Origin of the sequence: Nonomuraea typhae (assembly GCF_009760925.1) — a bacterium.
GTDB lineage: Bacteria > Actinomycetota > Actinomycetes > Streptosporangiales > Streptosporangiaceae > Nonomuraea > Nonomuraea typhae.
In genome coordinates, this window is sequence record NZ_VRLV01000003.1 from 633030 (window position 1) to 653533 (window position 20504).

16 protein-coding genes are annotated in these 20504 nt (G+C 73.3%); 9 read left to right on the forward strand and 7 right to left on the reverse strand.

The genetic code is table 11. From position 1 onward, the window contains the following. Window positions 1-25 precede the first annotated feature (25 nt). Window positions 26-2689: a LuxR C-terminal-related transcriptional regulator gene (locus FVE25_RS15070; RefSeq protein WP_157247414.1), complete on the forward strand. Its 2664-nt coding sequence runs from the start codon at window positions 26-28 to the stop codon at window positions 2687-2689. Between the two features lie 23 nt (window positions 2690-2712). Here the strand turns inward: FVE25_RS15070 and FVE25_RS15075 are convergent, their stop codons facing one another. Together FVE25_RS15075 and FVE25_RS15080 are read right to left on the reverse strand one after the other, a co-directional pair. After that, window positions 2713-4491, reverse strand: a complete 1779-nt coding sequence (locus FVE25_RS15075; RefSeq protein ID WP_157247416.1) for an ABC transporter ATP-binding protein — start codon at window positions 4489-4491, stop codon at window positions 2713-2715. Beyond that, window positions 4488-6128, reverse strand: coding sequence for an ABC transporter ATP-binding protein (locus FVE25_RS15080; protein ID WP_157247418.1), 1641 nt, complete (start codon window positions 6126-6128; stop codon window positions 4488-4490). Before FVE25_RS15080 ends, FVE25_RS15075 begins: the two co-directional genes overlap by 4 nt. Window positions 6129-6284: 156 nt before the next feature. Here FVE25_RS15080 and FVE25_RS15085 point away from each other — a divergent pair, with 156 nt between their 5' ends. Genes FVE25_RS15085 through FVE25_RS15105 form a run of 5 tightly spaced genes read left to right on the forward strand, consistent with a single transcriptional unit; the run spans window position 6285 to window position 11190 of the window. Continuing rightward, window positions 6285-7253 carry an ABC transporter substrate-binding protein gene (locus FVE25_RS15085; RefSeq protein ID WP_157247420.1) on the forward strand — a complete coding sequence of 323 codons (969 nt, stop codon included), beginning with the start codon at window positions 6285-6287 and terminating at the stop codon, window positions 7251-7253. Window positions 7254-7261: 8 nt separating this feature from the next. Next, window positions 7262-8140, forward strand: a complete 879-nt coding sequence (locus FVE25_RS15090; protein ID WP_157247422.1) for a siderophore-interacting protein — start codon at window positions 7262-7264, stop codon at window positions 8138-8140. Then, window positions 8121-9320 (forward strand): FecCD family ABC transporter permease, encoded by a 1200-nt coding sequence (locus tag FVE25_RS15095; protein ID WP_246267034.1) that lies wholly within the window; start codon window positions 8121-8123, stop codon window positions 9318-9320. Before FVE25_RS15090 ends, FVE25_RS15095 begins: the two co-directional genes overlap by 20 nt. Next, complete coding sequence (locus FVE25_RS15100) at window positions 9317-10369, forward strand: FecCD family ABC transporter permease (protein WP_157247424.1); 1053 nt, start codon at window positions 9317-9319, stop codon at window positions 10367-10369. Before FVE25_RS15095 ends, FVE25_RS15100 begins: the two co-directional genes overlap by 4 nt. Next, entirely contained in the window at window positions 10366-11190 is an 825-nt protein-coding gene (locus FVE25_RS15105) for an ABC transporter ATP-binding protein (RefSeq protein WP_157247426.1), read from the forward strand. The genes FVE25_RS15100 and FVE25_RS15105 overlap by 4 nt, the downstream gene beginning before the upstream one ends. A 7-nt stretch (window positions 11191-11197) precedes the next feature. Here FVE25_RS15105 and FVE25_RS15110 read toward each other — a convergent pair whose 3' ends face one another. Both FVE25_RS15110 and FVE25_RS15115 read right to left on the reverse strand, forming a co-directional pair. Continuing rightward, complete coding sequence (locus FVE25_RS15110; RefSeq protein WP_157247428.1) at window positions 11198-12835, reverse strand: FHA domain-containing protein; 1638 nt, start codon at window positions 12833-12835, stop codon at window positions 11198-11200. Window positions 12836-13030: 195 nt separating this feature from the next. Next, window positions 13031-14161 carry a site-2 protease family protein gene (locus FVE25_RS15115; protein ID WP_246267036.1) on the reverse strand — a complete coding sequence of 377 codons (1131 nt, stop codon included), beginning with the start codon at window positions 14159-14161 and terminating at the stop codon, window positions 13031-13033. A gap of 110 nt (window positions 14162-14271) precedes the next feature. On the opposite strand from FVE25_RS15115, the gene FVE25_RS15120 reads away from it, so the two are divergent. The 3 genes from FVE25_RS15120 (at window position 14272) to FVE25_RS15130 (ending at window position 17077) form a co-directional block, all read left to right on the forward strand. Then, window positions 14272-15132, forward strand: a complete 861-nt coding sequence (locus FVE25_RS15120; RefSeq protein ID WP_157247430.1) for a RecB family exonuclease — start codon at window positions 14272-14274, stop codon at window positions 15130-15132. Between the two features lie 86 nt (window positions 15133-15218). Then, the gene (locus FVE25_RS15125; protein WP_246267037.1) at window positions 15219-16397 is read left to right on the forward strand and encodes a sensor histidine kinase; all 1179 of its coding nucleotides are present in this window, start codon (window positions 15219-15221) and stop codon (window positions 16395-16397) included. Continuing rightward, entirely contained in the window at window positions 16394-17077 is a 684-nt protein-coding gene (locus tag FVE25_RS15130) for a response regulator (RefSeq protein ID WP_157247432.1), read from the forward strand. Before FVE25_RS15125 ends, FVE25_RS15130 begins: the two co-directional genes overlap by 4 nt. 182 nt (window positions 17078-17259) lie before the next feature. Here FVE25_RS15130 and FVE25_RS15135 read toward each other — a convergent pair whose 3' ends face one another. From FVE25_RS15135 to FVE25_RS15145, 3 genes are all read right to left on the reverse strand, one after another. Next, complete coding sequence (locus FVE25_RS15135) at window positions 17260-18246, reverse strand: ABC transporter ATP-binding protein (protein ID WP_157247716.1); 987 nt, start codon at window positions 18244-18246, stop codon at window positions 17260-17262. Between the two features lie 92 nt (window positions 18247-18338). Then, window positions 18339-19364, reverse strand: a complete 1026-nt coding sequence (locus FVE25_RS15140) for an ABC transporter ATP-binding protein (protein ID WP_157247435.1) — start codon at window positions 19362-19364, stop codon at window positions 18339-18341. A gap of 64 nt (window positions 19365-19428) precedes the next feature. After that, window positions 19429-20448, reverse strand: coding sequence for an ABC transporter permease (locus tag FVE25_RS15145; RefSeq protein WP_157247437.1), 1020 nt, complete (start codon window positions 20446-20448; stop codon window positions 19429-19431). Window positions 20449-20504 lie beyond the last annotated feature (56 nt).

A 20504-nucleotide genomic window follows, 5' to 3' on the forward strand; every position in this document is an offset into this window, starting at 1 on the left:
CGTATCAAGGGCGTAATCTCCCAGTATGAAGACCTGGCCCTTCGCCGGGCGCAGGCAGGAGCTGGAGCACCTGGCACGCCTGGCGCGCGACCCGACCGCCCAGGGCGTGCTCATCGCCGGGCCGGCCGGAGTCGGCAAGAGCCGGCTCGCCGCGAAGACGCTCGACGCCTTCCGCCCCGCGAAGGTGACCCTGCTCCCCGTCACCGCCACCAAGGCGGCCGCCGCCATCCCCAACGGCGCCCTGGCCGACCTCATCCCCCGCGACCACCCGCCCCACCTCGTCAACACCCTGCGCTGGGCCGGCGAGGAACTCCTCAAGCAGGCCCGCGGCCGCGTCCTCGTCCTGGCCGTCGACGACGCCCACCTGCTCGACAGCCACTCCGCCGAGGTGATCGCCTCCCTGGTCCGCGGCCGGCTGGCCCGCCTGGTCGCCACCCTGCGCACCGGCGAACCAGCCCCCGACTCGGTGACGGGCCTGTGGCGCGACGGCCACGTGCGCCGCCTGGACGTCGTGCCGTTCACCGACGCCGACCTGGTCGCCGTCCTGACCGCCGCCCTGGGCGGCCCGCCCGACGACGCCACCGCCCGCCGCCTCGGCGAGATCACCGAGGGCAACGCGCTGTTCCTGCACGAGGTGGTCACCGCCGCCCGCGCCTCTGGAGCGCTCCACCCGATCCAGGGCGTATGGAAGCTGACCGGCGACCCGCCCCTCGCGCCGCGCCTGGCCGACCTCATCCACGAGCGCATCGGCGCCCTGTCGGCGTCCCTGAAGGCCGTCCTCGAATACACCGCCTTCGCCGAGCCCGTGGGCGCCCGCACCCTGTCGGCCCTGTGCTCGGAGGAGGCGGTGCTGGAAGCCGAGGAACGCGGCCTCATCAAGGTGAGCGTGGAACGCCGCAGGGAGGTCGCCCGCCTCGGCCACCCGCTCTACGGAGAGGTCGCCCGCGAGCACTGCCCAGAACTCCGCCGCCGTCGCAGGCACGCCGACCTCGTCGCCGCCCTCGAACCCACCGGCCTGCGCCGCGTCGAGGACCTGGTCCGCGTCACCGTCTGGCGCCTGGCCGCCGGCCTCGGCGCCGCCCCCGAACCCCTCCTGACCGCCTGCCGCCTGGCCTGGGCCGCCCACGACTACCCCACCGCCATCCGCCTGGGCGAGGCCGCCCTGGAGGCGGGCGGCGACGCCGGGGCCGCCGTCCAGCTCGCCACCGTCCTCGACTACGCCCAGCAGCCCGACCGGGCCCGCGCCGTCCTGGACGCCGTCCCGCCGCCCGCCGACGAACCCGGCCGGGCCCGCCTCGCCCAGGCCGTGGCCAGCAACCTCGCCTGGGGCATGGACCGCCTCGGCGACGCCCTCGACCTCCTGGCCACCACCGAACCCGCCCTCACCGACCCCGCCCTCCGCCTCCACCTGGCCACCCAGCGCCTGTCCCTGTCCGCCTCCGCCGCCCGCCCCGCCGACGCCCTCCGCCTCAGCGCGTCCCTCCTGCCGGGTACGGCGCGGCCCGCCGTACCCGGGGCTTGGGCGTCCCGTGCGGCGGGGCCCGGGGCCGTGGAGCTGGGGCCGGTGCTACGGGCGCAGGTGCTCAGCTCGCGGGCCCTGGCCCTGTGTTACGCCGGGCGCGCCCACGAGGCCGCCGACCTGGTGCGCGAGGTTCTGAGTGCGGAGGCGGCGTGGCGGGACGGCATCCCGGCGCTGGTCTCGCCCCTGCATTCCACGTGGGCCATGTGCGGCTATTTCGCCGGCGAGCTCCCCGTCATGGACGCCGCCATCGCCTCCATGCGCGCCGAACTCGCCGGGCAGCGCGGCTGGTCCAGAGGCGAGGGCAGCCTGGCGCTGTCACGGGGTCACGCGGCGACGCTACGCGGTGAGCTGGGGGCCGCGCTGCTCATCCTGCACTCCCCGGCCAACCACGAGACGGCGGTGACCGTGGGCGGCTGCATGGGGGCGTATGCGGCGGTTCAGGCGCTACGCGGTGACGCCCCGGCCGCGCGGGAGACGCTGCGCGCCGCCCTGGAACGCAACCGGGCGACCTGGACCGCGTTCACCCGCTGGGTGGCCCTGACCCGGGTATGGATCGCCGCCGCCGCGGGCGAGCACGAACACGCCGTCGACCTGGCCCTGGCCGCCGCGGCGGACAGCCGGGCCGCGGGGCTGGCGGCGTTCGAGTCGGTGGCGCTGCACGACGTGGTACGCCTCGGGGCGCCGCACTCGGCCCTGCCCCGCCTGGAGGAGCTGGCCGCGGTGGTGGACGGCCCAAGGGTACGGCTGGCGGCCCGCCACGCCCGCGCCCTGGCCGCCGGCGACCCGGGCGGCCTGCTGGAGGTGGCTTCCGGCTTCGACACCTTGGGGCTGCGCCTGCACGCGGCCGAGTCCGCCGCCCAGGCCGCCGCGCTGCTCCGCCGTACCAGGGGTGAGAAGGCGGCCCGTGCGGCGGCGACCGAGGCGTGGTCGCTGGCCGGCGCCTGCCAGGGCGTGGACACCCCGGCCCTGCGCGGACTGGCCGCACCGAACCTGACCAACCGCGAACTCCAGGTGGCCAAGCTGACCGCCGCCGGCCTCACCCACCGCGAGATCGCCGAGCGCCTGGGCATCGCCATCCGCACGGCGATGAACCACCGCAACCAGGCGTACTGGAAGCTGGGCGTCAACTCTCCCGCCGAACTCGCCCGAGCCCTGACCCGCCACTAGCCCGGCCTCGGGCCGGCCGGCGGCTACGGGGTGTCCTTGGGTGGGTGGTGGCTGGTCCAGGCGGCCCAGTGGCCCGCGTAGGGGCCGCCCGCGGCGCGCAGGGTGTCGTGGGGGCCGTGTTCCACCACGCGGCCGTTCTCCATGACGACGACCCGGTCGGCCGTGGCGGCCTGGGTGAGGCGGTGGGCGACGATGAGGGCGGTTCTGCCGTCGATGGCCTGTTCCACGGCGCGTTCCAGGGCGTCGGCGCCGGTGCTGCCGGCTTCGGCGGTGGCCTCGTCGAGCACGGCCACGGCCGGGTCGGCCAGGACCAGCCGGGCCAGGGCGAGCTGCTGGCGCTGGGCGCCGGTCAGGCGGTGGCCGCCGTGGCCGACGACCGTGGACAGGCCGCCGGGCAGCGCCTCCGCCCAGCCGAGCGCGCCCACCCTGGACAGGGCGGCGCGGAGATCCGCGTCGGTGGCGTCCGGGCGGGCCAGCCGCAGGTCGTCGGCGAGCGGGCCGGCGAACACGTGGGCCTCCTGCGTCACCATGGCCACCCCGCCCGGCGTCCGGACCATGCCGGACGTGGGCTCGTGCACCCCGGCGACGATCTTGGCCAGCGTGGTCTTGCCGGCGCCGCTCGGCCCCACCAGGGCGACGCGTTCGCCGGGTGCGATGTCGAGGTCGACGTCGTGCAGGACCGGACGTCCCGGCTCGTAGGCGTGACCGAGCCCGCGGACGCTGATCCGGCCGTCGTCCCCGACGGCGGCTTCGGCCCGGGCCGCCTGGTCGGCGACGCCGATCAGGCGGGACAGGCTGGCGTTCGCCGCCTGGGCGTCGTCCAGGAGGGCGAGTGCCGTGTTGATCGGGCCGAACAGGTTGAGGAAGTACAACGCGGCGGCGGTAGCCGTACCGACCGACACCGAGCCGTTCTGCACCAGCAGCACCCCCGCGGCCAGGACGGCGGCCAGCCCGGTGTACTCGGCGATGTGCAGGCGGCTGTAGAAGCGCAGCACGAGGTGGATGCCGCGTTTCGTCAGGTCCATGGCCGCCCGCGAGCTGGCGTCCACGCGGCCGGCGTGCTCGGCCTCGGCGCGCAGCGCCCGCACGGTCGGGGCGCCGACGATGGTGTCGAGCAGTTGCTGCTGCTGCTCGCCGGTCGCGACCCGCTGGGCGGCATACAGGGGTACGGCGTTGCGGACGTACCAGCGGCCTGTGTGCACCTGCACCGGGATGGCCAGCAGGGCGGCGACCATGAAGCGCCAGTCCAGCAGCGCCATGGCCACGAGCGTGAGCACGATCGACAGCAGCGAGCGGGCCAGCGCGGGCAGCGCCGATCGCACGGCCTCGGCCACGCGTGCGACGTCGCCGGTCACGCGGGCGGTGAGGTCTCCGGAGCCGGCGCGTTCGACCTGGTCCAGGGGCAGGGTCAGGGCTCGTTCGACGAAGCGTTCGCGCAGTTCGGCCAGGGCGGTCTCGCCGAGCCTGGCCACGAGGACCAGCCCCCAGGCGGTCAGCGCGCCCTGAACCAGTCCGGCCAGCGCCAGCAACGCGACCGGCGTGGTGAGCGCGGCGGCGGGGGCGCGCCCGGCCACCAGGTCCACGACCTGGCCGAGCAGCGGCTGGACCGCGAGCCCTGCGGAGGTGGCGACCACCAGCAGGGCGAAACCGGCGGCGGCCACCGCGCGATGCGGTCGCATGACCTCGTAGACGGCGGCGCGGGTGCGGGCGGGCGTGGCGGTGGGAAGAAGCTCCTTCCCACCGGCGCCGTCCGGGGTGCGGGGGTGGTTCGCGTCGTCGTCGGAAGACAGAGGGGACGTCATGCCAGCACCGCCTTGCGGTAGTCGGGGTTGCGGCGTAGCAGGTCGGCGTGGGGGGCGGCGTCGGTGACACGGCCGCCGTCCAGGAGCAGGACCCGGTCCGCCGCCGCGAGCAGCGCGGGGCTGGTGGTCACCAGGACGGTGGTGAGGCCGTCGCGCATCCGCCGGACGGAGGCGGCGATGCGCGCCTCGGTGACGGCGTCCACGGCGCTGGTCGGGTCGTGCAGGACCAGGACGGGACGGCGGGCCGCCAGTGCCCTGGCCAGGGCCACCCGCTGCCGCTGGCCGCCGGACAGCGAGCCGCCGCGTTCGCCGACCGGGGTGCCGGCGGACAGGTCGGCGACGCCGGCGGCGGCCAGGGCGTCGGGGTCGCCGGCGTTGTCGGCGACCGTCCCCTCGAACAGGACCGCGTCGTGCTCGGCCACCAGGACGGCTTCGCGGAGCCTGGCGGGGTCGAGTTCGCGCAGCGGGATGCCGTCCAGTTCGACGGTGCCCGACTCCGGGTCGATCTGGCGGCCCAGGCAGCGCAGCAGACCGGCGGCGGCCGCGGGGTCGGTGGCGGCGACGCCGACGAGTTCGCCCGGGGTGATGTCGATGTCCAGGTCGCGCAGGGGGCCGTGGGTGACGCCGCTGAGCCGTACCGCGCCTTCGATCGCGGCGGGCAGCTCGCGCCCGCCGGGCGTGACCACGGGCGGTGCGGACAGCAGCGCGGCCAGGCGGGTGGCGGAGGCGCGGGCCTGGGCGAGTTCGGCGTTGACCCACGCGAGCATCTGCAGGGGGCCCTGGAGGTGGAGCGCGAGGCCGACGGCCGCGACGAGCTGGCCGAGGGTGATCGTGCCGTCGAGCGCGAACCTGCCGCCGGCCAGGGCGAGCAGTGCGATGAAGGCGGTGGTCAGCGCGATGACGACACCGTTCTGGGTGGCCTCGGCGCGGGCGGCGCGCAGGGTGGCGGCCAGGGAGGTGCGGCTGGTGCGCCGGTAGCGTTCGACGGCGGCGGACTCGGCGCCGATGCCTTTGAGCACCCGCAGCCCGGCGACCAGGTCGGCGGCCACTCCCGAGGCGTGGGCGGCGCGCTCCTGCTCGACCTCGCTGCGGCGTTCCAGCGGCTTGCTGAGCAGGTGTCCCAGCCACAGCAGGGCGGGCGTGCCGAGCAGGACGATGAGCCCGAGCGGCACGGAGGTGCTGAGCAGCACGACGGTGGCCACGGCCAGGCCGGAGAAGGCGGCGATCCCGGTGAGCACCGCCAGCACGACCATGCCGGCGCGCCGCGCGTCCTCGGTGGCGATGCCGGTCAGCTCGCCGGGCAGCCGGTCCGCGTCGGCGCCGCCGCCCGGGTGCAGGACGCGGGCGACCACCTGGGCGCGGATGTCGTGGGCGGCCTCCACCGCGGCGTGCTCTCCGGCGCGGGCGCCGAAGCGGTAGCTGAACGACAGTCCGACGTAGACGACGGCCAGTACGGCCAGCCACATCAGCAACCGGCCCCAGCCGGCCTCGGCGACGGCCTGGTCGACGGCCAGGCCGACGAGCACGGGCACCAGGGCTTCACCGGCCTGGTGCCCGGCGCCGAGGACCGATCCTCCGATCAGCCTGCCGCGCTGGCTTCTGATGGCATGCGAGAGTACGTCCCGCCCTGACTTCACCTGACACTCCTGCACACATCGACACAAGGTTAGGCAAGGCTAACCTGGGCATTGATCCAATAAGGACACGCGGTAGGTTAGGTTAGCCTATGCTAAGTTCCCTCTCAGCCCTGGGCGGCGCCAGCCCGTCCAGCCCGAAATGAGAGATCGGACCCCATGTCTTCCACCTCGATGGGAGCCACCGCGCTCGTCCTCGCCCTGCTCCTGACCGGATGCGGCGCGGCGGCCTCCAGCGGCCCGGCCGCGACGGCCACCACGATCAAGGACCCGCAGGGCCACCCCGTCGCCATGCCGCAACAGCCGAAAGCCGCCCTGGGCTTCTACACCACCGACGTCGACATCCTGATGACCCTCGGCATCCCGCTCGCCAAGAGCCAGCCGATCCGGGGCGACAGCGGCTTCACCACCTTCCCCGACTACTTCCCAACGGCCCCGCTCAAGGACGTCGAACCCTTCGCCAACTACCCCGAGTACAACTACGAGCAGGTCCTGCGCGCCGAACCGGACTTCATCCTCAACGGCCTCGGCTACGACGACAAGGTGCACCCCCGGCTGGGCCAGATCGCGCCCACCTACACCGTCGACGCCTTCGACGGCAAGAACTGGGAGACCCACTTCGAGCGCACCGCCCGCGACCTCGGCCGCACCGACCGGTACACCGCCTGGAAGGACGCCTACACCAAGCAGGCCGCCGAGGCCAGGACCGGCATCGCCGAGGCCGGCAACTCCGGCCTCACCGTGGCCACGTTCGGCTACTGGGAGGGCAACGGCAGCATCGCCTGCTACGCCGGCGTCGCCTGCAAGGCGTTCGACGACCTCGGCCTCAAGCGCAGCCCGCTCAGCGACGACGACAAGCTCACCTTCAGCCCCGAGCAACTGGGCAGGCTCCGCGACATCGACGCGGTCTGGGTCTCCGTCGGCGTCGGCGAGCAGGGCAAGAAGGAACTCACGACCATGCTCGACACCCTCGGCCAGAGTCCCGCCTGGCGGGCGCTGCCGTTCGTCAAGGGCAAGCGCATCTTCACCTACAACATGGAGATGGCCTACGGCTCGCCGAGCGGTCAGCAGGCGTTCCTGGAACAGGTGCGCAAGGACCTGACCGCCAACCCCCGCCTCGGCGGGTGAGCGCGGCCATGCGCATCTTCCGCACCGAGGTGAAGACCGTCACCCGCCTGAGCGCCACCATGATCCGGATCACGCTGGCGCCGGACGAGGACTTCCCGACCACCGGCGTCGGGGACGAGTACGTGCGCGTGTTCTTCCCGCACGGCGCCGACCGGCGCGACGTCTCCCTGCCCGAGGCCGACGGCGACCGCTGGCGCACCCCCGAGGGCCGTCCGGAGGCGCCCATGCGCACCTACACCGTCCGCGCGGCCCGGCCCGGGGAGGTGGTCGTCGACTTCGTCGTGCACGAGGGCGGAATCGCCGCCCAGTGGGCCCTCGGCGCCCGGCCCGGCGACGTCCTCGGCCTCAACTCCCCCACCGGCCTGTACGACCCGCCCGCGGGGCTGCGCTGGCAGCTGCTGGCCGCCGACCTCACCGGCCTGCCCGCCCTCGCCCGGCTGCTGGAGGGCGTGCCCGAGACGGTCACCACGAAGGTCATCGCCGAGATCCCGGACGACGACTCGCTCCTGGACCTGCCCGAGCGGCCGAACGTCGAGGTGACCTGGCTGCACGCGGGCAACGGGCACGGGCCCAGCGCGCTAGCCGACGCCGTCCGCGCCGCCGTACCCGTCAGCCGCTCCCTCGACGGCGGCTACGTCTGGGCGGCCGGGCCGGCGGACACGATGCGGGCGGTCCGCCGCTACCTGCGCAAGGAGCGCGGCCTGCCGGGCCGCCACTACAAGATCATCGGGTATTGGACGCCCAACGGGGAGGCGTGGGCCGAGCGCTTCCGGTCGCTGCCCGCCGACGTTCTGCGAAGGCTTGACGCGATCTGGGAGGACACCGGCCGCGACGAGGAGGAGCTCCGGGACGACTACGAGGACGAGCTTGAGCGGCTCGGCCTCTGACCGGCACGGCGGGCGGCCCGGCCCCGCGACGCCGGCCGTACCCATCGCGAAGGACGAACGGCCCGGTCAAGCCGCGGACGGCGCCCAGGGCGGACGGCCCGCGCGGGCCGCGGACGGCGCCCAGGGCGGACGGCTCGCGCGGGCCGCGGCGGCCGGCGGGGCGAGCGGGCGGCTGGGTCGGGCGGCCGTCCCGCCGGTGGTCTGGCTGTTCGGGTGTGTCGTGCTCCTGCTGGCGGCGGTGCTGCTCAGCCTGATGGTCGGGGCGGCGCCCATCTCGCCGGGGACGGTCCTGACGGCCCTGGCGGGCGAGGCGCACTCGGTGGAGGCCAGGACGGTGCTCGAGCTGCGAGTGCCGCGCACGATCCTGGCCCTGGCCGCAGGCGCCGGCCTCGCGGTGGCCGGCGCCCTCATCCAGGCGCTCACCCGCAATCCGCTGGCCGACCCCGGGATCCTGGGCGTCAACGCCGGGGCGGGTTTCGCCGTGGCGCTCGCCGTCGCCTTTCTCGGCGTGTCCGGGCTGCCCGGCCGCATCGCCGCCGCGCTGGCCGGGGCCGCCGCGGCCGCCGCCGTGGTCTACCTGCTCGGCTCCATGAGCCGCACCCGCACCGCGGGCCCGATCACGCTCGTCCTGGTCGGGCTGGCCTTCGGCGCCGTGCTGCAGGGCCTGGCCGGCGCCATCACCATGCTGCGCCCCCAGGCGTTCACCCTGATGCGCCACTGGGAGACCGGCGCGCTCAACGACCGGACGCTGGCGATGGTCGTGCAGATTCTGCCCCTGATCGGTGTCGGGCTCGCCGTGGCCTTCGTCCTGGCCCCGTCGCTCAACGCGGTCGTCCTCGGCGACGGCCCCGCCCGTGCCCTCGGCGTACGGCTCGGCCCGGTCCGTGCCGGCGTGGTCGTCGCGGTGACCCTGCTCTGCGGCGCGACGACGGCGCTGGCCGGTCCCATCGGGTTCGCCGGTCTCATGATCCCCCACGTGGTGCGCTGGCTGTTCGGCGTGGACCAGCGCTGGATCGCCGCCTTCAGCGCCGTGCTGGGCGCGGTGCTGCTGCTGGTGGCCGACACCGCCGGCCGCGTGGTGCTCTGGCCGGGCGAGCTCCCCGCGGGCATCGTCACCGCGTTCGTGGGCGCGCCCTTCCTCATCGTGCTGGCCCGGCGCAAGGAGGCGAGCGGCCTGTGATCCCCCGGAAGCCGAACACCGGCCGCCGCGAGTGGACCGTCCGCACCCCGCTGCTGTCGGCCCGCCTCGACCGCCGCGCCTTCCTGGTGAACGGCGCGCTGGCCGCCGTCATCGTCGTCACCGCGCTGGCCGCCCTCGGCCTCGGCGACATCTTCGTGCCGCTGCCCGACGTGTTCGCCACCTTTCACGGCGGCGGCTCCCGGATGGACACGATCGTGGTGCAGCAGTGGCGGCTCACCCGGGTGCTGCTGGCCCTGGTGCTGGGCTTCGGGCTGGCCGTGAGCGGCGCCGTCTTCCAGTCGCTCACGCGCAACCCGCTCGGCAGCCCCGACGTCATCGGCTTCACCACCGGCTCCTACACCGGCGCCATCGTGCTCATCGCCGTCTTCCACGCGCCCACCGCCGTCGTCTCCGCGGGCGCGCTGGCCTCCGGGCTGGTCGTGGCCGCGATCGTGCTGGCGCTGTCCTACCGGGGCGGTCTGCGCGGTTTCCGCCTCATCGTGGTCGGCATCGGGGTCAGCGCGATCCTGAGCGCGCTCAACACCTGGATCATGGCCAAGACCGAGCTCCAGGTGGCGATGACCGCCGCGCTGTGGGGCAACGGCAGCCTCAACTCCGTCGCCCCGGACGCCCTGCCCGTCGCGATCGCGGGCACCGCCGTCTTCTCGGCCGCCGCCGTCCTGTACGGCTCGCGCGTGCGGGCCCTGGAGATGGGGCTGGAGGCGGCCGCCGCGCTCGGCGTGCGCGTGCGCCGTACCCAGGTGGTGCTCACGGCCACCGGTGTGGGCCTGGTCGCCGTGGCCACGGCCGTGGCCGGGCCGATCAGCTTCATCGCGCTGGTGGCGCCGCAGATCGCCGCCAGGCTGACCGGCCGCGGCGGCTGGGCGCCGGTCGGCGCCGGCCTGGTCGGCGCCCTCCTGCTGCTGTTCGGCGACACCGTCGCCCGGGCGGCGTTCCTGCCCGTCCAACTGCCCGTGGGCGTCGTCACGGTCTGCCTGGGCGGCCTCTACCTGATCTGGCTCCTGGTACGCGAAGCGAGACGCCTGTGACCATCACCCGCTCGGCAGACAGCCCCTCGGCCACCGGCGCGGCCCCCCTCACCGCCGAGGGCCTCTCCCTGGGGTACGGCGCCGGCCTGGTCGTGGAGCAGCTCGACCTGACGATCCGCGCCGGCTCGTTCACCGTCGTCATCGGCCCGAACGGCTGCGGCAAGTCCACGCTCCTGCGCGGCCTCGGCCGCCTGCTGCCGCCGCGCGCCGGCCGCGTCCTGCTCGGCGGGCGCGACCTGCACCGGCTCGGCCCCCGGCAGGTGGCGCGCGAGATCGGCGTGCTGGCCCAGAGCTCGATCGCGCCCGACGGCATCACCGTCGCCGGCCTCGTGGCCCGGGGCCGCTTCCCCCACCAGGGCCTCTTCCAGCAGTGGACCGAGGCCGACGAGCGGGCGGTGCACGAGGCGCTGACCGCCACCGGCACCTTCGACCTGGCGGCCAGGCGCGTCAACGACCTGTCCGGAGGCCAGCAGCAGCGCGTGTGGGTGGCGGTGGCGCTGGCCCAGCAGACCCCGATCATGCTGCTCGACGAGCCCACGACCTATCTGGACGTGGCCCACCAGGTGGAGCTGATGGAGCTCTTCACCGATCTGCAGCGCGGCGGCCGGACGATGGTCGCCGTGCTGCACGACATCAACCAGGCGATCCGCTACGCCACCGACCTGGTGGTGATGCGTGAGGGGCGGGTCGTGGCCTGCGGCGACCCCCGGGAGATCGTCACCGCGCAGCTGATGGGCGAGGTCTTCGCCCTCGAGTGCGCGGTGTTCCCCGACCCGCTCACCGGGTTGCCCATGATGCTCCCCGCCAAGCGCGAACGCTGACCCCGGCCTATCCCCGGTGCGCCTCGAAGCGCATCGTGCGGGAGACGCCGACGCGCACGGTGGTGCCCGGCGTGATGGTGACGGGCTCGTTCGGCGGGATGTCGTAGAAGTTGGGGTCGCCCGGAGGCTGGATCTGAGTGCCGTTGACGGAGCCGAGATCCACGAGGTTGACGTCCCAGCCGTCCAGCGCGACGCGCAGGTGGCGGCGGGAGACGGAGCCGTCGGGGCTGGTCACCTTGGCGGGGCGGGCCGTGCCGCCGGCCACCTCGGGGGCGCGCTCGGGGTCGCGGCCGAGCAGGTAGTCCGACTCCAGGGGCAGCGCCATGCCGTCGTCCAGGATCAGGACGCCGAGCGAGGGGCGCGGGCCCTTGTAGGGGACGAGGGTGCGCTGGACGAGCGCGATCCCGCACACCGCGCAGTACGGCACGCGCGGGTCGTTGAAGTGGTCGTTCTTGCAGTCCACGCCGTAGACCATGGGCCGCTGGTCGCCTTCGGAGGCGGCGCCGTTGGGCGCGGCGGCGTCCGGCGGGGTCATGGCGCCGGCCGGCACCCCGGGCGGCGGGCCCCACGGGTCCTGGACCGGCGGCTGCTGGCCGGGCGGCGGCCCCTGGTCGAAGCCGGGCGGCGGGCCCTGCTCGAACCCCGGCTGAGGTCCCTGCTCGAAGCCGGGCGGCGGGCCCTGGTCGAAGCCCTGCTGGGGACCTTGGTCGAAGCCGGGCGGCGGGCCCTGCTCGAACCCCGGCTGAGGTCCCTGCTCGAACCCCGGCTGGGGACCCTGGTCGAAGCCCGGCGGCGGACCCTGCTCGAACCCGCCCGGCTGCTGGTCGAAGCCGCCCGACTGCTGCGGCTCGAAGGGCGGTTCGTAGGCCGGAGGGTCGAAGTGCGGCGGTTCGTACTGCGGCGGCTCGGGCGGCGCCTGCGGGCCGGAGGACGGGCTCTCGGCCCGCGGCGGTTCCGGGCTGGGCATCGGGTAGGGCGCCATCTGCACGGGCGCGGGCTGCACCTGCGGCTGGGACTGCCCCTGTGGCTGAGGCTGGGGTCCCGACGGCGGCTGCGGCATCAGGTCGGGCTCGAAGTGCAGCGCCGTGTTGGGCAGTTCCTCGGTCAGCGGCCGCGCGTCGAGGGCGCCGGCATCCGTCCGCGACCTGGACCCGGCCCGCGGGCCGGGGGCGTCGACCATGTCGGCGATGAGACCGGCGCCACCGACGATCCCGCCGTCGAACCCCACGGCGGGATGGGGGCGCCCGGCGCCGGGCAGGCTGAGCTCGACCCGCTGCACCTGGCCGGTGATCAGGCGGTCGGCCCAGGTCAGGGAGTCGGTTCCGGACAGCCGCGTCTCACCCTCCGCGGTGACGACCGTGGCGGAGGCGGCTCCGCTGACGAGTACGGCGACGCCGCCGCTCACCGGTCCGGCCACGGCGCAGGTGGCGGGGTCGCCGGTCATGGAGCGGGCCAGCGCCTGGGCCGCGCGGCGGGCCAGGGCCCTGCCGTCGCCGCCGGTCGCCGCGGTCTCGCGCAGTGCCTCGATCAGGTCGGTGGCGGCCGCCTCAGACGCGTCGTCGCATGCCAGCAGCAGCCCGCCCACGTAGGCGACCAGCCCGTTGCCAGGAAGCGGACGCACCACTCCGAAGCCCTGGTCCGTCACTGAACCTCTCCTCCCCGGAAGCCGGCGGTTGTGCGGCACCCGCATCAATCGTGCTGGCCGCCAGCCTTACGCATACCCAGTCGGCCGCGGGGCCAAGGTCTCGATTCGGTGAAACCCCCGGACCGCGGCAAACCCCGCACTGGTGCAAGCCTGTCCAAAAGGCACCCTATCGGCCAGGGCAGCAGGGGGAAACCGTCAGACCCCCGAGAAGACCCGGTTGACGTCCGCCGTGGCGAGCACGCCGTAGATCTCGCCACCCCGCTCCACCAGCAGATACTCGGCGGCCGGCGACTCGCGCATGGCGTCGATGAGCGGCTCTCCGGCAAGATCGGCGGCCAGCACCATGGCGGGCTCGAGCGTCTTGGCCAGGGTGCCCACCTCCACCCAGGGGCGGCGGTGCTCGGGCGTCGCCTGGACCGAGGCCTCGTGGACGATGGCCACCGGGCGGCTCTCGTGGTCGACGACGACCATCGCCCCGGCCCGTGCCTCGCCCGCCTGGCGCAGCGCCTCCGACAACGGCGTGGACGCGGTCACCGGGATCGCCCTGCGGGCCAGCTGGCGGGCGTTGACCTGCGGGATGCGGGCGCGGATGCGGGCGACGTTGAGCGCCTGGCTGGCGCCCATCCAGATGAACGAGGCCAGCACCACCGACCAGACGAGCTGGACCGGCACGATCTCCCGGCCGCTCAGCAGCGACATCAGCAGCGGCACCAGGATCAGCACGACGGCCAGGCCGCGCCCGGTCCAGCCGGCGGCGAGGGTGCCACGGCCGGAGCTGGCGGTCAGCTTCCACACGCCCGCGCGCAGCATGCGCCCGCCGTCCAGCGGCAGGCCGGGCAGCAGGTTGAAGATGCCGACGATCAGGTTGGACCACCACAGCTGCTGGATGAGGACCTGCGGGATGCCCGCGCCGTGGACCACGAACACGTCGGCCACGATCCCGATCCCGGCCAGGCCCAGCGACAGGGCCGGCCCCGCCGCGGCGATCATGAACTCCTTGCCCGGCGTGGGCGGCTCCTGCTCGATCTCGGAGACGCCGCCGAGCAGGTAGAGCGTGATCCGGCGGACCGGCAGGCCGTACCACTTGGCCAGGACGCTGTGGGCCAGCTCGTGCAACAGCACCGACAGGTAGAGCAGGACGGCGAAGGCGAAGGCCACGCCGTACCCCTCGAGGTCGCTCATGGACTCCAGCTGGAAGACGTCCTTGAAGGTGATCGTGATGAAGCCCGCGATGATGAGCCAGGTCCACGACACGTACACGGGGATGCCGAACGGGCTTCCCATGCGAAGACCCGAGAACTCCTGCCGCGGCCGCTGGTCGCTCACTGGACTCCTTCTGAGATCGTGCTGTTGCTGCCTTGATGCTACGCGGCGGATGGGCAGATCCTGGTTTCGCGGCCCCCTTTCTGTCGGGGTCTTGACCTACAGTGCGGTGCATGACGTTGACCGAACCCGTGATCATCGGAGCCCTCTCCCCTTCCCGGGCGGGCGACTTCATGACGTGCCCGCTGCTGTACCGCTTCCGCGTGATCGACCAGTTGCCGGAGAAGCCGTCCCCGGCGGCGGTGCGCGGCACGGTGGTGCACGCGGTGCTGGAGCGGCTCTACGACCTGCCTGCGCCGCGCAGGTCGGTGCGGGCGGCGCTGGAGCTGCTGGCGCCGCAGTGGGAGCGGCTGCTGGCCGATGAGCCCGCCTACGCCGAGATGTTCGCCGACGAGGCCGAGCAGCGGGCCTGGCTGGAGCAGGCGCGGGGCATGCTGGAGCGGTATTTCACCCTGGAGGACCCGACCCGGCTGGAGCCCGCCGAGCGGGAGCTGTACGTGGAGGCGGTCCTCGACAGCGGCCTGATGCTGCGCGGCTACGTCGACCGGCTGGACGTGGCGCCGACCGGCGAGGTGCGCGTGGTCGACTACAAGACCGGCGCCGCGCCGGGGCCCGACTTCGAGGCCAAGGCGTTGTTCCAGATGAAGTTCTACGCGCTGGTGCTGTGGCGGCTGCGCGGGTCGGTGCCCCGCCTGCTGCAGCTGGTGTATCTGGGCGGCGAGGGCGAGGTGCTGCGCTACGCCCCCGACGAGGCGGATCTGCGGGCCACCGAGCGGAAGGTCGAGGCGCTGTGGACGGCCATCGAGCGCGCCCTGGAGAGCGGCGAGTGGCGCCACCGGCGCTCGCGGCTGTGTGACTGGTGCGACTATCAGGCGCTGTGCCCGGAGTTCGGCGGCGCTCCCCCGCCGCTGCCCGACCGCCGGCCCGGCGACACCACGCGCCGCACCCGCCGTTCGGCCACCGACGAGCTGTAGCGGGTGGGCGCATACGCCGCCAGGACCGTTGTGATTCCTCCCTCGGGAGGAGGATCCGCGGCCTGAGCTGGTCCTACAGTGAATTCGTGCGTAACGATCGAGCCCTGTTCCGGGACACGGCCCTGGCCGTGGTGCTGGCCGCGGGCTCGCTCGCGCTGTTCGTCTTCTACGACGCGGCCGCGTGGCTGGCCCAGCAGGGCCAGCCCACCGACGGAGTACGCTCACCCGACCTGCTGGGCGGCGTCCTGGTGGTGCTGACGGCGGCGCCGGTGGCGGTGCGGCGGCGCTGGCCGATGGGCGCGCTGGTGGCCAGCGCGGTGCCCGACACCCTGATCAACACCCTCGGGTACTCCGTGGGGCTGACCAGCGTCGCCGGGCTGGTGCTGATCTACTCGGTGGCCGCGCGCCGCGGGCTGGCGGTCGCGCTGGGCGCGCTGCTGTTCACGCTGCTCGCCTACGCGACGGGGGCGATGTTCAGCTCGTTCACCTCCTTCACCTGGGCCGATCACCTGGTCGTGGTCATCCTGCTGTCGGGCGCGTGGGGCGTCGGGCGGGCCATCCGGCTGCGCCGGGCCTACTTCGAGGAGCTCAAGGACCGGGCGGCGCGGCTGGAGCGGGCCAGGGAGGCCGACACGCGGGCGGCGCGGGCCGAGGAGCGCTCGCGGATCGCGCGGGAACTGCACGACGTGATCGCCCACCACGTCAGCGTGATGACCGTGCAGGCCGCGGCGGCGCGCAAGGTGCTGACCGCCGACCCGGAGCTGGCCGAGGAGGCGCTGTCGGCCATCGAGCACATCGGGCGCAAGGCGATGGCCGAGATGCGCGACATCGTGGGCGTGCTGCGCGCCGGGTCACCGGCGGAGCTGGGCCCGCAGCCGGGCATGTCGGCGCTGCCGGCGCTGGTGGAGCAGATGCGGGAGGCGGGGCTGATCACGCGCCTGACCGTCGAAGGGGACGCGATCTCCGTCCCGGCCGGGATCGACCTGGCCGCCTACCGGCTGGTTCAGGAAGGGCTGACCAACAGCCTGCGCCACGCCGGGCCCGGAGCGGAGGCCGTGGTGACCGTACGGCACGAGCCGCGCGAGCTGGACGTGCGGGTGGAGGACGACGGCCGCGGCGCGGCGGGGGTGTCCGCGCGGGCAGGGCATGGTTTGGTGGGAATTCGCGAGCGGGTGGCGCTTTATGGTGGAATTCTGAGCATCGGTCCGCGGCCGGGGGGTGGCTTCGAGGTGCGGGCAAGGTTCCCGCTGAAGGACGGAAGATGACGATCAGAGTGCTGCTGGTGGACGACCAGCCGCTGCTGCGCACCGGTTTCCGCCTGATTCTCGAGGCCGAGCCCGACATCACGGTCGTGGGCCAGGCCGGAGACGGCAAGGACGCGCAGGAGCAGACCAGGGCGCTGCTGCCCGACGTGGTGCTGATGGACATCCGCATGCCCGGCGTCGACGGCATCGAGGCCACCCGGCGCATCGTCCGCGAGGCGGCGTCCGGGGCGCACGTGCCGAAGGTGCTGGTGCTGACGACGTTCGACCTCGACGAGTACATCGTGGAGGCGCTGCGGGCCGGCGCCTCCGGCTTCCTGCTGAAGGACGTGCCACCGGACGAGCTCGTGCAGGCGATCCGCGTGGTGGCGGCGGGCGATGCGATCGTGGCGCCCAGCGTGACCCGCCGCCTGCTGGACCGCTTCGCCACCAAGCTGCCCTCCGCCCAGCAGGAGAGCACCCCCGCCCGGCTCGACCGGCTGACCGAGCGGGAGCTGGAGGTGCTCCGGCTGATCGCCAAGGGCATGTCCAACGCGGAGATCGCCGCCAAGCTGGTGGTGAGCGAGACCACGGTCAAGACCCACGTGGGCAACGTGCTGACGAAGCTCGGCCTCCGCGACCGCGTCCAGGCCGTGGTCCTGGCCTACGAAACCGGCCTCATCACCCCGGGCGCCCTGTCCTGACCCGCCCTCCGGCTCCCGCTCTCGTGAGTGGGGGGTACGGCGGGCCACGGCGGCCGGTGACCGCGCGTCGTGGCGGCGGGCGCCACGTCCGGCGTGAGAAGCGCCCGATGACCGGGCGCGACGCACGGCGGCGGGAGGCGCCCACCTGGCCTCGCCGTACACACTCTCCAGGAGAGGTCCCGCTATGACGCGGCGGCCTCGCCGGTGAGGGCCGCGGCGGGGGCGTTCTCGGGGAAGTGGCAGGCGACCTTGTGACCGCCGGCCATCTCCTCCAGCGGCGGCTCCACCGTCTTGCAGATCTCCTGCGCCTTCCAGCAGCGGGTGTGGAAGCGGCAGGCGGGCGGCGGGTTCAGCGGGCTGGGGACGTCGCCGGCCAGCCGGATGCGCTCGCGGTCCCTGCGCGCCTTCGGGTCGGGCACGGGCACGGCCGACATCAGCGCGTTGGTGTAGGGGTGCATGGGCGCGCTGTACAGGCGCTTGCGGTCGGCGATCTCGACGATCTTGCCGAGGTACATGACCGCGACCCGGTCGCTGATGTGGCGCACCACCGACAGGTCGTGGGCGATGACCACGTAGGTGAGGTCGAGCTCGTTCTGCAGGTCCTCCAGGAGGTTGACGACCTGGGCCTGGATGGAGACGTCCAGGGCGGAGACGGGCTCGTCGGCGATGATCAGCTTGGGCTTCAGGGCGAGCGTGCGGGCGATGCCGATGCGCTGGCGCTGGCCGCCGGAGAACTCGTGCGGGTAGCGATTGTAGTGCTCCGGGTTGAGGCCCACGAGTTCGAGGATCTCCTGGACGGCCTTCTTGATGCCGCCGTCGGTCTTGATGCCCTGGATGCGGAACGGGGCGCCGACGATGGCGCCGACCGTGTGCCGGGGGTTCAGCGACGAGTACGGGTCCTGGAAGATCATCTGCATGTCGCGGCGCAGCGGGCGGAGCCTGCCCTGCGGCATGTGGGTGATGTCCTCGCCCTCGAAGACGACCTTGCCGCCGGTGGGCTCGATGAGGCGGGTGACCAGGCGGCCGGTGGTGGACTTGCCGCAGCCGGACTCGCCGACCAGGCCCAGCGTCTCACCCTTGAAGACGTCGAAGGAGATGCCGTCGACGGCCTTGACCGCGCCGACCTGGCGCTTGAACAGGCCCTTGGTCACGGGGAAGTGCTTCTGCATGTCCTGCACGGACAGCAGGGGCTCGTTTTCACTGACAAAGCCTCCGGCCTCGTCAGTGAACGCGTGTTCGTTGGTTCGCTCGCTACGCTCGCTCACTGGGTCTCCAGCACTGGCTTGATCTCATTCTCCCACAGCGTCCGCCGCTCGGTCTTGCTCATGTGGCAGCGCACCATGTGTCCGCCCTCGGTCTCCAGCAGGGCCGGGACCTCGGTGGTGGACTTGCCGTCCGTGCGGTCGGCGTAGGGGCAGCGCGGGTTGAAGGCGCAGCCGCCGGGCACGTTGATGAGCGAAGGAGGCGAGCCCTTGATCGGCAGCAGCCGTTCGGTGGGCTCGCGGTCCAGCCGCGGCATCGATCCCAGCAAACCCCACGTGTAGGGGTGCTCGGGACGGTAGAAGATGTCCTCGGCGGTGCCGTACTCGATGCATTTGCCGCCGTACATCACCAGGATGTCGTCGGACAGTTCGGCGACGACGCCCAGGTCGTGGGTGATGATGATCAGCGCGGAGTTGAACTCCCGCTGAAGGTCGCGCATGAGGTCGAGGATCTGGGCCTGCACGGTCACGTCGAGCGCGGTGGTCGGCTCGTCGGCGATGAGCAGTTCGGGGTCGCACGACAAGGCCATGGCGATCATGGCGCGCTGGCGCATGCCGCCGGAGAAGTGGTGCGGGTAGTCGTCGACGCGCTTGCCGGGCGTCGGGATGCCGACGCGGCCGAGCATGTCGATGGCGTGCTTGCGGGCCACCGCCTTGGTGACGTCGTGGTGGATGCGGTACGCCTCGATGATCTGGTCGCCGACCGTGTAGTACGGGTGCATGGCCGACAGCGGATCCTGGAAGATCATCGCCATCTTCTTGCCACGCAGGCCGCGCACGTGCTCGGGGGTGGCCGAGACGAGTTCCTCGCCGTCCAGCCAGATCTCGCCGGAGATCTTGGCCCGGCCGCCCTTGTGCAGGCCGAGGATGCCGAGGCTGGTCACGGACTTGCCCGAGCCGGACTCGCCCACGATGCCCAGCGTCTTGCCGCGCTCGAGGCTGAAGCTCAGGCCGTCGACGGACTTGACCAGGCCGTCGTCGGTCGGGAAGTGGACCTTGAGGTCCTTCAGTTCGAGGAAGGTCACGAGTCCTCCTTCGTCGGCCTCGCGACCATGGTGCTGTGTCTGATGGTGTGCTCGCTGCGCTCGCTCACGACAGCCTCACTCTCGGGTCCACGACCGCGTAGAGCAGGTCGACGACCAGGTTGGCGACGACCACGAAGAGCGCGGCCAGCAGGGTGACGCCCATGACCTTGGGCAGGTCCTGGTCGGTGATGGCCTGGATGGCGTACTTGCCGAGCCCGTTGAGGGAGAAGGCGCTCTCGGTGAGGACGGCGCCGCCGATGAGCAGGCCGAAGTCGAGTCCGAAGATCGTGATGATGGGGGTCAGCGCCCCGCGCAGCCCGTGCTTCAGCACCACCTTCCGCTCGCGCAGGCCCTTGGCCCGGGCGGTGCGGATGTAGTCCTCGCCCATGGTCTCCAGCATGCCCGCCCGGGTCAGCCGCGCGTACCCGGCGGCGAACTGGAAGGCCAGCGTCACCCAGGGCAGCAGCAGCGCGTACGCCCAGAGGGGCAGGGAGTCCTGGATGGTGGTGTAGGTGCCGCCTTGGGCGGCGAAGGAGAAGGGGTTGCCGTAGGAGAAGATCTGCAGCGCGATGAGCGCGGTGAAGAAGATCGGCAGCGAGACTCCGGCCAGGGCGATGACCATCGCCGTCCGGTCGAAGACGCTGCCTCTTCGCAACGCCGACAGCACACCGATGCCCACACCCATCCCCACCCACAGGACGGCCGCGCCCAAGGCGAGCGAGAGCGTGACCGGCAGGCGGTTCATGAGATCGGGGAACACCGGCTGCTGCGTGATGAAGGAGTACCCCAGGCAGGGGGCCGGGCAGTGCTCGACACCGGCGCCGTAGTCGTACTCGGCTCCGGCGACGATGCCCCTGACGTATCTCCCGTACTGGACGACCAGGGGGTCGGTGAACCCGAGTCGTTCCGCCGCGAGCTTGGCGGTCTCCCCTGTGGCGGTCCGGCCGACGTAACGGCTGGCCATGCCCTCGGGGGTGGCGCCGGCGAGTTGCGGCACGAGGAAGAAGATCGCGAAGGTGACCATGCTGACGATCGCGAGCATGACCACTGCGCCGATCACACGCCTGATGATGTAAGTGACCACAGTGCCCGGCCCGGTGGCCGCCGGGAGCGTCTCTCCCGGCGGCCACCCGTGGCCTT

What these genes read in the sequence shown, in the direction of transcription:
- FVE25_RS15070 (WP_157247414.1), top strand. Translation starts at nt 26, where the DNA reads ATGAAGACCTGGCCCTTCGCCGGGCGCAGGCAGGAGCTGGAGCACCTG.
- FVE25_RS15075 (WP_157247416.1), bottom strand. Translation starts at nt 4,491, where the DNA reads ATGACGTCCCCTCTGTCTTCCGACGACGACGCGAACCACCCCCGCACC.
- FVE25_RS15085 (WP_157247420.1), top strand. Translation starts at nt 6,285, where the DNA reads ATGTCTTCCACCTCGATGGGAGCCACCGCGCTCGTCCTCGCCCTGCTC.
- FVE25_RS15090 (WP_157247422.1), top strand. Translation starts at nt 7,262, where the DNA reads ATGCGCATCTTCCGCACCGAGGTGAAGACCGTCACCCGCCTGAGCGCC.
- FVE25_RS15120 (WP_157247430.1), top strand. Translation starts at nt 14,272, where the DNA reads ATGACGTTGACCGAACCCGTGATCATCGGAGCCCTCTCCCCTTCCCGG.
- FVE25_RS15130 (WP_157247432.1), top strand. Translation starts at nt 16,394, where the DNA reads ATGACGATCAGAGTGCTGCTGGTGGACGACCAGCCGCTGCTGCGCACC.
- FVE25_RS15135 (WP_157247716.1), bottom strand. Translation starts at nt 18,246, where the DNA reads ATGCAGAAGCACTTCCCCGTGACCAAGGGCCTGTTCAAGCGCCAGGTC.